At 73.9% G+C, this 13,233-nt stretch carries 11 protein-coding genes; 8 read left to right on the top strand and 3 right to left on the bottom strand.

Annotation, left to right across the window (positions count from 1 at the left end):
• Positions 1 to 61 precede the first annotated feature (61 nt).
• Both LO762_RS26125 and LO762_RS26120 read right to left on the bottom strand, forming a co-directional pair.
• Positions 62 to 388 (bottom strand): hypothetical protein, encoded by a 327-nt coding sequence (locus LO762_RS26125; RefSeq protein ID WP_230618663.1) that lies wholly within the window; start codon positions 386 to 388, stop codon positions 62 to 64.
• Positions 389 to 420: 32 nt separating this feature from the next.
• Positions 421 to 1,236 carry a class I SAM-dependent methyltransferase gene (locus tag LO762_RS26120; RefSeq protein ID WP_230618662.1) on the bottom strand — a complete coding sequence of 272 codons (816 nt, stop codon included), beginning with the start codon at positions 1,234 to 1,236 and terminating at the stop codon, positions 421 to 423.
• 309 nt (positions 1,237 to 1,545) lie between these two features.
• On the opposite strand from LO762_RS26120, the gene LO762_RS26115 reads away from it, so the two are divergent.
• Entirely contained in the window at positions 1,546 to 4,578 is a 3,033-nt protein-coding gene (locus LO762_RS26115) for a BTAD domain-containing putative transcriptional regulator (protein ID WP_230618661.1), read from the top strand.
• Positions 4,579 to 4,851: 273 nt separating this feature from the next.
• On the opposite strand, the gene LO762_RS26110 is transcribed toward LO762_RS26115, so the two are convergent.
• Positions 4,852 to 5,268 carry a hypothetical protein gene (locus tag LO762_RS26110; protein WP_230618660.1) on the bottom strand — a complete coding sequence of 139 codons (417 nt, stop codon included), beginning with the start codon at positions 5,266 to 5,268 and terminating at the stop codon, positions 4,852 to 4,854.
• A 152-nt stretch (positions 5,269 to 5,420) separates the two neighbouring features.
• On the opposite strand from LO762_RS26110, the gene LO762_RS33215 reads away from it, so the two are divergent.
• From LO762_RS33215 to LO762_RS26075, 7 genes are all read left to right on the top strand, one after another.
• Positions 5,421 to 5,708 carry a hypothetical protein gene (locus LO762_RS33215; protein WP_304523708.1) on the top strand — a complete coding sequence of 96 codons (288 nt, stop codon included), beginning with the start codon at positions 5,421 to 5,423 and terminating at the stop codon, positions 5,706 to 5,708.
• 36 nt (positions 5,709 to 5,744) lie between these two features.
• On the top strand, positions 5,745 to 6,707 hold the full coding sequence (locus LO762_RS26100) for a zinc-binding dehydrogenase (protein WP_230618659.1): 963 nt from the start codon (positions 5,745 to 5,747) through the stop codon (positions 6,705 to 6,707).
• A gap of 72 nt (positions 6,708 to 6,779) precedes the next feature.
• Positions 6,780 to 9,455, top strand: coding sequence for a LuxR family transcriptional regulator (locus LO762_RS26095; protein WP_230618658.1), 2,676 nt, complete (start codon positions 6,780 to 6,782; stop codon positions 9,453 to 9,455).
• A gap of 186 nt (positions 9,456 to 9,641) precedes the next feature.
• Positions 9,642 to 9,884 (top strand): hypothetical protein, encoded by a 243-nt coding sequence (locus LO762_RS26090; protein ID WP_230618657.1) that lies wholly within the window; start codon positions 9,642 to 9,644, stop codon positions 9,882 to 9,884.
• Between the two features lie 28 nt (positions 9,885 to 9,912).
• Positions 9,913 to 11,370 (top strand): S8 family serine peptidase, encoded by a 1,458-nt coding sequence (locus LO762_RS26085; RefSeq protein WP_230618656.1) that lies wholly within the window; start codon positions 9,913 to 9,915, stop codon positions 11,368 to 11,370.
• Positions 11,371 to 11,576: 206 nt separating this feature from the next.
• On the top strand, positions 11,577 to 11,867 hold the full coding sequence (locus tag LO762_RS26080) for a hypothetical protein (protein WP_230618655.1): 291 nt from the start codon (positions 11,577 to 11,579) through the stop codon (positions 11,865 to 11,867).
• A complete protein-coding gene (locus LO762_RS26075) occupies positions 11,789 to 13,114 on the top strand; it encodes an NADH:flavin oxidoreductase/NADH oxidase family protein (protein WP_255687857.1) in 1,326 nt (441 codons plus the stop codon). The genes LO762_RS26080 and LO762_RS26075 overlap by 79 nt, the downstream gene beginning before the upstream one ends.
• Positions 13,115 to 13,233 lie beyond the last annotated feature (119 nt).

Raw genomic sequence — 13,233 nt, 5'->3', positions numbered from 1 at the left:
GCAGTCGGGCAAAGACCGCTGTCAGTCTAACGTCGGCCCGCTGACGTCCCGGGGCGTCCCGCTAATGGGCGGGGGCCAGGCACAGCACATATCCCGGCTTGCCTTCCTCTCCCCTCCAGAAGAAGGTCTGGGCATCGGTGAAGGACGCGCAGATCGAGGCGGCGTTGACCTGTGCCTGGACGCGTGTCTTGTTCGGCACCCGGCCGACGATCCGGTAGTCCGCGGCCGGGTCGGCGCAGTCCACGAGTTCGACGTTCTGGCCCCCGGTGTTGCGGACGCAGTCACCCGACTTGGCCCGGTCCGGGCTCGCCAGGGCCGCCTGGACCGCCAGGTAGGAACACCCGCCCATGGCGAGCAGGGCGAGGACGGAAAGGATCTTCTTGATCATCTCAGTTTTTTCTCACTGTTCAGGTGCCCTTTTCAGTACAGGCGGACACCGACGGCTTCGAGGTATTCCGCCGGGGCGGCGAGGGTGTCGCCGGGCGCCTTGTCGTAACGGCGGGCGACGTCGGCGAGTTCGGCGGAGAAACGCGCGAGGTCGTCCTCGGAGAGGGCGCCGGAAAGGCGTGTGATCGGGCCGTAGTAGCGGCGGAACCACTCCGAGAAGTGCTCGGGCGAGCGGTAGCGGAACACGTAGTGCCGCTTGGTGAACGTCCAGGCGACGCGGTCGCCGAACAGCTCCTGCAGGTGCGCCTCGGTGCCCCACAGGGTGGCCGGGCGGACCCCGGCGGGCGGCGGCGCGAACGCGCCGACCGTGCGGAACATGGCGCCGACCATGCCCTCGGGCGTCCAGGACGCGACGGCGATCCGCCCGCCGACCTCGGTCACCCTGACGAGTTCGGCGGCCGCCTTCCGGTGGTCGGGCGCGAACATGACGCCGACCGTGCTCAGCACCGCGTCGAAGGACTCGGCGGGGAACGGCAGCTCCTCGGCGTCGCCCTCCACGAAGGTGACGGGCACGCTCGCGGCCGTGGCCCGGTCGCGGCCCCGCGCGAGCAGGGGCGCCGCGTAGTCGAGGCCGGTCGCCTCGGCGAACCGGAGGGCTGCGGCGATGGCGGCGTTGCCCTGCCCGCAGGCCACGTCCAGGACGCGTTCGCCCGCCTGCACGTCGGCGGCTTCGACCAGCAGTTCGGCGATGATCTGGAGGGTGTTGCCGACCCGCGTGTAGTCGCCGGTCTCCCACCCGGTCCGCTGCGCCGCCTTGATCGACGTGAAGTCGATCGCCGTGTTCGTCATGGTTTCTCCTTCTTCCGGACCGGCGACCGGTCGGCCGCCATACCGCAGATGCTCACCGGGCCCTGTTGTCGCCCGGTTGCCGCGCGGCTGCCGCGCGGCTGCCGCGGCGGGATCTCCTGCGGAAAGCCCAATTCACAAAAGGCAAAGGAGGGCCCGAGCATAAGCATGCGGCATTACCCTGACGCGTCACTGACGCGGCACTGAAATCCGCTGACGTTCGCCTTGGGAATCGTCGTAACGAACTGGACACCGCCATTTTCCGCCCGCATAGTGCGTTCATACGCATGACGTCCAGGGGGCGGAAAAGGAATGAACGGATCACTGACGGCCGAACGCGCACGCACGGGAGAACAGGGCAGGGCACGGGCCGCCCTGTGGACGGTCGATCTGCTCGGCCCCCTGGAGGCGCGCCGGGCGGGCCTGCCCGTCGAGCTGCCTCCGCGACGGCGCAGCGTGCTCGCCCTCCTCGCGCTCAGGGTGGGCACCCTGGTCACCGACGACGGCCTCGTCGACGCCCTGTGGGGCCGCGACGCCCCGCAGACGGCGGTGCGCACCCTGCACAGCCACATCGCGAAGCTCGGCGCGGCGCTGTCGACCGAGGGCGCGCGGCTGGTCCGGCGGCGCGGCCCCGGCTACCTCCTCGAAGCCGACACCGTGCGCGTCGACCGCGTCCGCTTCGAGTCCCTGACGTCCGACGGCCTGCGCTACCTCGCCCAGGGCCGCTGCGCCGAGGCCGCACGGGTGCTCACCGGCGCGCTCGCCCTGTGGCGCGGCGACCCGCTTGCGGACGCCCCCGTCCACGAGTGGGCGCTGACCGAGGTGGACTACCTGCGCGGCCTCCGCCTCCAGGCGGGTGAGGGCATGTTCGCGGCACGGCTCGTGGCGGGTCCGCAGGCGGCGGCCGCCGTCGCCGAGATCGAGCGCCTCGTCGCCGAAGAGCCGCTGCGCGAGCGCCTGTGGGAGCTGCTGATCGTCGCGCTGCACCTGGGCGGCCGCACCGGCGACGCCCTCGACGCCTACCGGCGGGTCCGCCGCAGGCTCCTGGACGACCTGGGCATCGACCCCGGCGAGGGCCTGCGCCATGTGGAGGAGGGCGTCCTGCGCGGCTCGGCCGACGCCCGCGCCCTGCTGCGGCTCGCGCCCGAGACGGCACGGGTGCGCGGCCAGGGCCCCACCGGGCCGCTGAGCCTTCCCCAGCAGCTCAGCCCGCTCGTCGGCCGGGAAGCCGACCTCGCCGAGACGGCCGACCTGCTCCGCGCCGCCCGGCTGGTGACGCTCACCGGCTTCGGCGGGACGGGCAAGTCGCGGCTCGCCGTCGCCGCCGCCCGCGCCGTGGCGCCGGAGTTCGCCGAGGTCGTCTTCCTCGACGTGGCGAAGCTCGGCGACGCGAGCGTCCTCGACGCCGTCGGCGCGGCGCTCGGCGTCCCGGCGCACGGCCCGGACCCCGTGCTGGACCGGATAGCCAGGCGCGTCGCCTACGACCACGTCCTCCTCGTCCTGGACGACTGCGAGCTCCTCGCGGGGCCGTGCGCGCTGGCCGTGCGGGAGCTGCTCGGCCGCTGCCCGCACCTGCGGGTGCTGGCGACGAGCCAGGAGGCGCTGCGGGTGCCGGGCGAGGTGCTCAGGCCGGTCGCGCCGCTGCGCTTCCCCGACCCGGCGCTGGTCCGCTCCGGCGCGGACCTCGCCGGGCACGCGGCGGCCGACCTCTTCGCCGAACGGGCGCGGCTCGGCGGCCCCGAGGCGCTCGCCGCACCGGACGCACGGGCCGTCGCCGCGATCTGCGCCCGCTGCCACGGCCTGCCCCTCGCCCTGGAGCTCGCCGCCGCGCGGACCCGCACGCTCGGCCTGCCCGAGCTGGCCGAACGGCTGCGCGACCCGTTCACCGTGCTGGACGGCGGCCGGTTCGGCGCGCGCCCGCACCACCGCGCGCTGCGCGACACCGCCGAGTGGGGCTACCTACTGCTCGGCCCGCGCGAGCGCAGGGCGCTGCGCGCGCTCAGCGTCTTCGGCGGCGCGTTCTCCCTTGACGACGCGGCTGCCGTGCACGTCGAGACCCCGCCCCTGGAACTGGTGACACGTCTCGCCGACAGGTCACTGCTCGCCTCGGTGCGGACGGAGGGAGGCACCCGTTACGAGCTGGTCGACGCCGTCCGCAGGTACGCCGCCGAAAGGCTCGCGGCCCGTCCTGACGAGTACGAGCAGGCCCGTCGTGACCACGCGTCCCGCTACCGGAGCCGCGCCGAGGAGATCGAACGGCATCTGCGGGGGCCGCGCCTCGGGGCGCTCATGACGGAGATCACCGAACGGCACGACGACGTGCGGTCCGCGCTCGACTGGCTGACCGGCGCCGACCCGGAGGGCGCGCTGCGGCTGGCGGCGTCCCTGTGGCGCTACCACGAGATGCGCGGCGGGGCCGTCGAGGGCGGCCGGTGGCTGGCCGAGGTGCTCGCGGCGAGCCCGCCGGACGTCCCCGCGAACGCGCGGGCGAAGGCGCTGTGGGCGTCGGCGAAGCTCGGGGCCCTGGGCGGCGGCTACGGCGAGGCGGCCCGCCAGGCCGAACAGGCACTCGACCTGTTCCGCCGGGAGCGCGACAACGCCGGGACGGCCCGCGCGCTCGCCCTGCTCGGGAAGATCGCCGCGGAGCGCGGCGACTACCCGGGCGCGCTGGAGTTCGGCAGCGGATCCCGGGAAGCCGCCGTGCGCGGCGGCGACAGCAGGGCCGTCGGGCACGCGCTGCGGCTGCTCGGCTCGGCGTCGTGGCTGGCAGGCGACCCCGCCTCGACGCCCCGGTACGCCGCTGAGGCGGCGCACCACTTCCAGGCGGCGGGCGACCGGGAACGGCTGTCCAGGTGCCGGCTCGACCTGGGCGCCGCCGCCCTGTACTCCGACGACCCGGAGACCGCCTCCGGGCATCTCCAGGAAGCCCTCCACCTTGCCTTCGAACTCCGCGCACGGGAGGGCGTGGCCTGGGCCGAACACCTCCTCGCCCTGCTGGACCTGCGCCGGGACGACACCGGCCGCGCCCTGCGCCGCCTGACGACCGCCCTGGGCCTCTTCCACAAACTCGGCGTCCGCTGGCGTCAGGCGAGCGTCCTGGACGCCCTCGCCGCCGCCCTCACCGGCCGGGCCCCGATCCTCGCGGCCGAACTCCTGGGCACCGCCGACCAGATCCGCGGCTCGCTGGCCGTTCCCGTCCCGGCCTGCGAACGTCCCGCCCTGACCCGGACGGCCACCGCCCTGCGCGCCCACCTGGGCCCGTCCACCTTCGAAGCCGCCCACACCCTGGGCCGCTGGCACACACTCCCCCATCTCCACCACCACCTGTCCACCCTCCCCGAGTGATCCTTGGGGTCAGGTGAAATCTGGAGGGTGCCGTTGTGGTCGGTGACGCCGCCACCCAATCCGACGGCAACCGAACGGCAACCGCCTTCGCGCATCGTTCTTCCCAGCACGCGAGCCGCCCCGGGGAGTGGGTATCTGCCGGTGACCCATCCGGTCCCGAACCGAGGCGGCCCGCGTGCGGCCAGCGGGGCGGGGATCGGATGGGGATGATCCCCGCTCCCGCACGTTGAGGACGCCCCCGCGTGCGGGGGCGTCCTGGTGGGCGGGGCGGGGTCAGAAGATCGGCATGAACTGGCGCTTGATCACGTTCGACTTGATCGTGTAGTAGGTGTTGTTCGGCCGTTGGAACCGGGTTTCGAGGTAGACCTCGTCGCGGCTCGCGCCGTCCTCGTTCAGGACGGCCCCGTTGACGATGAAGCTGGTGACCAGCCCGCTGGTCGGAAGGCTGGTGAGGTAGTCGTCGAGGTCGGGCCAGTCCTCACCCCACACGATGATCTGGGTCGCCCTGTCCGCCGCGTTCTTCGGAGCGCACCGGTTGGTGACCCTGTAGGTGCCCTTGCTCATCTCCGTGATCGCCAGCTCACACCGCCCCGCCCCCGGATACCCCGCCGCCACCGGCGACGCCACAAGCCCCACCGCCACCACGACCGCCCCCACGGCCCCGACGACCTTCCTCTTACTCCCACGCATGATCTCTCTCCCTCTCCGGAACGCACGTCCCCCGCACGTCCCTCATGGAAGATGTCTAGAAGACCCCCGTTGCCACCCGGTTGCCACCATCCCGCGTCTTCCTGGTCGGGTGACTGGGGTGGTAGGGGTGGGGCCGGCTTAGCGTGCGGGGCATGGGTGCTGGTGTCGACGGGTTGCCGAAGACCGAGTGGGGCACGGTGGTCGTACTCGCGGTGGCCACGTTGACCGCCGCCAGCGAGATCTCACTGTCGTCGTTTACGTTGCCGCTGATCGGGCAGGAGTTCGGTGCCGGACGTGCTGGCTCCGGCGGTGTCGGCGGCGGTCTGGGGGTCGGCGGGTTCCTTGGCGCGGTCGGGCTGCTGGCGGGGGTCGCGGGCGCGGGCTTCGGGGTGGCCGTCGGGGCGGCTGTCACCGGTCGGCGGGCCCGGTCATCTGACTGAGGCGGCGACACGTTCCGGCTTTGTACCGTCTGCGGCATGAAAGCCATCCGCGTCCACACGTTCGGTCCCGTAGAGCGACTCCACTATGACGACGTTCCCGCGCCCGAGCCGGGCCCCGGTCAGGTCCGCGTCGCGGTGCGGGCGGCGGGCGTGCACGTGCTTGACACGTACCTCCACGAAGGCGACCCGGCCAAGATCCCCTTCCCGGTGCCGGACCTGCCCGTCATTCCCGGACGGGAGGTGGCGGGCGTCGTCGACGCGCTCGGCGACGGCGTCGAGGAGTCCTGGCTGGGCCGCCGGGTCGTCGCGCACCTCGGCCTCGTCAACGCCGGTTACGCCGAGTTCGCCGTCCGGGAGGTGGACGCGCTCTTCCCCGTCCCGGACGTGCTGGACTTCCCCGCCGCGATCACGATGGTCGGCACCGGCCGTGCCGCGCTCGGCATCTGGCGGTCGACGGAGGTGCGCGCGGGCGACACCGTCCTGGTCACCGCCGCCGCCGGAGGCGTGGGCACCCTGCTGGTGCAGCTCGCCAAAGCCGCCGGGGCGACGGTGGTCGGCGCGGCCGGAGGGCCTTCGAAGACCGCTCGGGTCCGCGCCGCCGGAGCGGACAGGGCGGTCGACTACACGTCGCCCGGCTGGGGAAAGGAGGCGGGCGAGGTGAGCGTGGTCTTCGACGGTGTCGGCGGCGAGGCGGGCCGGGCCGCCTTCGAGCTGCTCGGACCGGGCGGCGTGCACGTGGTGCACGGCTGGGCTGAGGAGATCACCGCCTTCACCTCCGTCGACCTGCGCGACCGGGCCGTCAGCGCGGTGTACGCGCTCGGCCCGAGGATGGCGCGCCGGCCCGGCGGAATGCGCGCCCTCCAGGAGGAAGCCCTGGCCGAGGCGGTGGCCGGGCGCCTCGTGCCCGCCGTCACCACGTTTCCGCTCGCGGCGGCGGCCGCCGCGCACGCCGCCCTGCGCGGGCGGAAGACGGTCGGCAAGGTGGTCCTCCTGCCGTGATCTCCCCATCTGGGCCGGATTTTTCGGACATCGGCGCGGAGGATCGTCGTCCCGGCCGCCTAGGCTGACCGCATGATCTACGGCCGCGACCAGGAGGCCGGGGTCCTCACCGGCTCGCTCGACGCGGCGCGTTCCGGCCGCAGCACGGCGCTGGTGCTGCGCGGCGAGGCGGGGATCGGCAAGTCCGCGCTTCTCTCCGACGTCGCCGAGCGCGCTCGTGAGCAGGGCGGCCTGCTGGTCCTGACGGCCCTCGGCGTCGAGACGGAGCAGGACCTCCCGTTCGCCGGGCTGCACATGCTGCTCGCCCCGGTCGCCGACCGCGTCGACACGCTGCCGGGGCGGCAGGCCGCCGTGCTGCACACCGCGCTCGGCAGGGCCGACGGGCCGGTCGGCGACCGGTTCCAGACCGGCATCGCGCTGCACGCCCTGCTGCACGCGCTCGCCGCCGAACAACCCGTGCTCTGCCTCGTCGACGACGCGCACTGGATCGACGCGTCGTCCGCCGACGCCCTGCTCTTCACGGCCCGCAGGCTGCGCGGCGAAGGCACCGTCATGCTCTTCGCGGCGCGTGACGGGCACGCGCCCGCGTTCCCGGCCCCGGGCATCCCCGAGCTGAACCTGCCCCGGCTGGACCGGGAGTCGTCCGCCGCCCTCCTCGCCGACCACGCCCCCGACCTGACACGCCAGGTGCGCGAACTCGTGCTGCGGGAGGCGGCGGGCAATCCGCTGGCGCTGAAGGAGCTTCCCACCGCCCACCGCGAGGGCACCCTCGAACCGTTCGGCTCCGCGATCGGCACCGACCGGGTACGGCAGGGCTTCACCGAACGCATCGCCCACCTGCCGCCCAAGGCGCGCGCCCTGCTTCTGCTGGCCGCCCTCGACGGCAGCGGCGACCCGCACACCCTCGTCCGGGCCGCCGCCCATCTCGACGCGGGCCTGACCGACCTGGAACCGGCCGAGCGCAAGGGCCTGCTGCGCACCGCCGACAACCGGGTCTCCTTCCCGCACCCGCTCATCCGTTCGGCGGCCGTGCGGTCGGCGTCGCTCGCCGAACGGCTGGCCGCGCACGCCGCGCTCGCCCGGTCCGTGCCCGGCGACAGCCCGGACGGCTTCGTCCGCCGGACCCTGCACCTGGCCGCCGCGACCACCGGGCCGGACGAGTCCGTCGCCCGCGCGGTCGAGGAGAGCGCCGGATGCGGCCGTGGCCAGGCCGCCTACGGCACCGCCGCCGCGACCTACGAACGCGCCGCCCGGCTCAGCCCCGCCCCCGCCGACCGTGGCCGCAGGCTCGCCCTGGCCGCCCGCGCCGCCGCCGACGCAGGTGACGCGCCGCGCGCCGCCGCGCTCGCCGAGCAGGCGACGCCCCTCGTGGCCGACCCGGCCGTACGGGCGGCGCTCGCCCAGATCAGCGCCCTCGACCCGTACTTCCGCGGCCACCCCGACACCGCGGCCCGCCTCCTGATCGGCGGAGCCGCCCAGGCCGCCGCGCACGCCCCCGTCAAAGCGGCCTTCATGCTGCTGGACGCCACCGGCGCCGCCTGGGTCAGCGGCCGGCGCTCGACCGTGCGCGCCGCCCTGGCCACGACCGACGCGCTGGCCCTGCCCGTCGACGCCGCCGACGCGCGCGCCCTGCGCGACGCCGCAGCGGGCCTCGCCCGCGTCGCCCTGGGACAGCCCGGTATCGCCGCGCTGCACGCCCTCTACACCGGCGACGTGCTGCACCAGCTCGCGCCACTGGAACGCGCCTGCGCGCTGGAATGGGTCATCGCGACCGGTGACCTTCCCCTCGCCGAGCACCTCCTGTCCGAGCTGGCCGACGAGTACCGCACGAGCGCGACCGGCGCGCTGCCGGAGGTCCTGCGCGACCTCACGCGCGTCCGCCTGCTCCGCGGCCACCTCCACGACGCGGACGCCACGGCACGCGCCGCCGAACGCGTCGCGGAGGAGACCGACCAGCCCTTCTTCGCCGCCGAGGCCCGCGACCTTCGCGCCACCGTCGCCGCCTGGCGGGGCACACCGCCCGCCGGGGACCCGCCCGCCACCGCGCGCGCCGTCCGCGCGCTGTCCCGTGGCGACCTCGATGACGCGCTGGCGCTGCTCGACGTCCTCACCCAGACCGAACTGCCCGGCGTCATGACCCGCTATCTGGCCTTCGACCGGGTCGAGGCCCTGGCCCGGCTCGGTCGCACGGACGACGCCCGTGCCGCGCTTGACGCCGTCAGCCCGTGGGCCGTCGAAACGGGCCAGGAATGGGCGCGTGGTCTCCTCGCCCGCGCCGAAGCCCACCTCTCGCCCGACCCGGCGACGCGCTGGGACGAGGCGCTCGCCTGCCTGTCCGCCTCGGCCCGGCCCCTGGAGTACGCCCGCACCCTCCTCGGGCGCGGCTCCTGGCTGCGCCGCGCCGGCCGTCCCAGCGCGGCCCGCCCCGCCCTGCGCACCGCCGTCGAGACGTTCGCCGCCCTCGGTGCCGGCCACTGGGCGGAACGCGCCCGTGCCGAACTCCGCGCCGCGGGCGACAGCGGCGCCGTCACCTCCGCGCCCGCCCCGGCCCCGGTGGACGCGACGGCCCTGTCCCCGCAGGAACGGCGCGTCGTGCACCTGGCCGCGGCGGGCCTGACCAACCGCCAGATCGGCGAACGCCTCTTCCTCAGCCCCCGAACCGTCGGCTACCACCTCTACAACGCCTACCCCAAACTCGGCGTCAGCTCCCGCATCGAACTGACCCGGATCGCCCTCCCCGACGGCTGACCCACCTCGTCGACGGCACCGCATGCGGCTGGTTCTGCCGTCAAGGGTTCGGCGGGTTCGGCCGGAAGTGGACCGGGGCAGAACACCGGTCACAGGAGTCACTGCCGTCGGACGAGGGGGTTCAGCCCAACGTGAGAGAGGGCTACTGTTCGTGATCCAGGCGCGGATGGGGGAGCACGGGGGGCGATGACGTACCTGATCTCCGCTGAGGTGCTGGCCGTCGAGGGGCGCGAACGGGCAGCGGCCGCCGCGCTGCGGGACCTCGGGTTCAGGATCCTGCACGGCGGCGGGACGATCAGCGTGAGCGGGCCGAAGGAGCTGTGGGAACGCACCTTCGGGACGACCGGGAACGGGCGGCGCGAGATACCGGCGGAGCTGGCGGGGCTGGTCCGTGACGTCTACGTCGTCGAGCCTCCGGAGTTCTTCTAGCGCCGTCACGGCTCAGGAGGGAGCGCTCGTGGTCACGGTGACGGACAACCAGGAGAACAGGGTCCACTTCGAGGCGGTCGTCAGGTCCGAGAGCGGCGCGTCGGTGTTCGAGGGCACCGCGGCGGCCCAGGCGTCGGTGCTGGAGCGGCTCGCCCCGCCGGACGGGCGCGCCGCCGACGCCGCCGCCGAACTGCAGGCGATCGGCTTCACGATCCGGCACATCGGCACCTACTCCGTCAGCGGAGAGTGCGACCGCGGCCTGTGGGAGAGCACCTTCGGCACCGTGGTCGAGCCGCACACTCGGGCGCTGCACGGGCAGCCCGGCGACGAGGCAGACGAATCCGACCAGGTCACCTTCCTTTCGCACGTCCCCGACGTGCCGTTCACGGTGCCGGAGCGGCTGTCGTCGCTGGTCGAACGGGCCTACCCGCAGCGCCCGCCGGTGTTCTTCGGATCGCCGATCCCGCCACCGCTGCCCTACTTCCACCTGCGGGTCCCGGACGACGTCGCGCTGATCCTGCGGGCCACGGCCGTGCACCAGCACGGCGTGACGGGGCGGGGCGTGCTCGTCGCGATGACCGACACCGGGTTCTACCGGCACCCGTTCTACGCGGCGCACGGCTACCAGTACCAGGCGACGCTCGCGCCGGACGCGACCCGGGTCGAGCACGACGAGTACGGGCACGGCACGGCCGAGGCGGCGAACATCTTCGCGGCGGCCCGCGACATCGACTTCGTCGGCGTCAAGATGGGGGCGAACCCGGTGCTCGCGTTCAAGACGGCGAGCGACCTGCACCCGGCCGTCCTCACCAACAGCTGGGGCTTCCACCTGCCCGGCCTCAGCGAGCTGCCGAACTACCTCAAACCGCTGGAGCTGGCGGTGCTGGAGGCCGTCCGGGAGCGCGGCATCACCGTCTGCTTCTCGGCGGGCAACGGGCACGTCGCGTTCCCCGCGATGCTGCCGGACGTCATCGCGGTGGGCGGCGTCCACGCCCGGCCCGCACCGGGCGGCACGGGCTTCGACCTCCAGGCGTCGGACTACGCCAGCAGCTTCGACAGCCTCATCTACCCCGGACGCCATGTCCCCGACGTCTGCGGCCTGGTGGGGATGAGGCCGCACGCGATCTACATCGCGCTGCCCGTGGAGCCGGGCGACGTCATCGACCGCTCCCTGAGCGGGAACGACCAGACCGGCGCCGACGACGGGTGGGCGGTGATCAGCGGCACCAGCGCGGCCGCCCCGCAGATCGCGGGCGTCTGCGCCCTGCTCAAGCAGGCGCAGCCCGGCCTGTCGCCCGACCTGGTCAAGGCGCTGCTCAAGGCGTCCGCCCTGGACGTCGTCCACGGCACGAGCGCCATGGGCGAGCCCGCCGGCGAAGGCCACGACGGCGCCACCGGAGCGGGCCTCGTCGACGCCGATGCCGCCTACCGGCTCGCCCGCTCCATCCGAACCCGCAACCTCCTCGACCTCCCCTCTCCCCGCTGACGGACTTCCCCGAACGCCAGAAAGCTCTTACCTCCCAGGCATGACCCTTCCGGGGCTGGAAACCCCTTCCCGATCTGGCGGCCTCAGCGGGGCGAGCGCCGCGCGTGACCGGTCGCCGCTGCCGACCGGGCGCCGACGAGAACGGGGCGGCGGGTGGCTGAGGCCGATCGGGGGTCAGGGGGTGGGGGGTTGTCTTCGCGACGCCCATGATGGACGAGGTGTTCGAGGGCCCCGCAGGGATCCTGCTGTGGGCGGGCAACACCGAGGGCATGTGGAAGATGGTGCCGCTGGACGCCGTCGTGGCCGAGGCCGTCGGGGGGATCGAGAGGCGGGCGGCGCAGATCGTGGTGCCCCGCTCCCTTCTTCCGGCGGCGAAGGCGCCCGGATTCGCCCGGCCCTTTGTGGAGCGGTTCGGCTTTTGTGGCGATACGATCCCCCGCGTCGTCGCCGCGGCCCGTCCCCCGGCGACGCGCACCGGCGACAGGAGACAGCCTTGACTTCCACCCCGACCCGGCTGGACACCCCCCTCACTCTCAGATCAGGTCAAACGCTGCCGAATCGGCTCATGAAGTCCGCGTTGAGCGAGGGGCTCGCGGAACCCGACGGCTCGCCCGGCACCCGCCTGGAGACGCTCTACCGCAGATGGAGCGGCGGCGGATACGGGCTTGTCGTCACCGGCAACGTCATGGTCGACCGGCGGCACCTGGGCGAGCCCGGCAACGTCGTCGTCGAGGACGAGCGCCACCTCGCCGCGCTGACCCGGTGGGCCAAGGGCCACCGCGAACAGGGCGGGCCGATCTGGGCGCAGGTCAACCATCCGGGGCGGCAGGCGAACCGGCGCGTCAGCGGGAACCGGCCGGTCGCGCCGAGCGCGATCGCCGCGCGGGTTCCGGGGGCGTCCAGGCCGCGCGCGCTCACCGACGCGGAGATCCGCGAGATCATCACGCGGTTCGGGACGACCGCCGGGGTCGTCGAGGCCGCCGGATTCGACGGTGTGCAGATCCACGGGGCGCACGGCTACCTCGTCACCCAGTTCCTCTCGCCGCGCTCCAACCAGCGGGACGACGCGTGGGGCGGCGATCCGGAACGGCGACGCAGGTTCGTGCTTGAGGTGCTGCGCGCGATCCGTTCTTCGGTGAGCCCCGGATTCTCCGTAGGTATCAAGCTCAATTCGGCGGACTTCCAGCGCGGCGGGTTCACCGAGGAGGAGTCTCGTGACGTCGTCCGGGCGCTCGTGGCGGAGGGCATCGATCTCATCGAGATCAGCGGCGGCTCCTACGAGGCCCCGGCCATGATGGGCGTGATGGCGGAGTCCACCCGCGCGCGCGAGGCGTACTTCCTTGATTACGCCCGCACGGTCCGCTCGATAGCCGAGGGCACGCCTATCGCCGTCACCGGAGGGTTCCGCTCCCGCGCCGCGATGGACCAGGCGCTCGCCGACGACGACTGCGACCTCATCGGCCTCGGCCGCCCCGCCTGCGTCACCCCCGACGCCGCCAGGGCCCTGCTCGAACGCGGCGTCGCCCGGCTCGACACACCGCCGATCCGGGTCGGCGCCCGTCCCGTCCTGGGCCGTCTCACCGACCTCCGTCCGCTGGACAGCGCCGTGAACCTCCAGTGGCACGCCGAGCAGCTCCACCGGATGGCGGCGGGCCACGACCCCGACCCCGCCCGCCCCTGGTACCGCACCCTCACGTCCATGCTCCGCTACGGCCCCGCCGCCCTCACCCCCAAACGCGGCTGACGCCCGCTCCCTGACAGCCCCTCGCCGACGGCGGGGGGCGTTTCGCTTTTGTCAGGACGTCAGCGGCTTCGGCGGCCTGTAAGACGCGGGCCGTGGACAGGCTGACAACACGATCTTGT

Origin of the sequence: Actinocorallia sp. API 0066 (assembly GCF_020991275.1) — a bacterium.
Taxonomy (GTDB): Bacteria; Actinomycetota; Actinomycetes; order Streptosporangiales; family Streptosporangiaceae; genus Actinocorallia.
The sequence above is the reverse complement of the archived record's forward strand: the minus strand, read 5'-3'. Positions and strand labels throughout refer to the sequence as shown.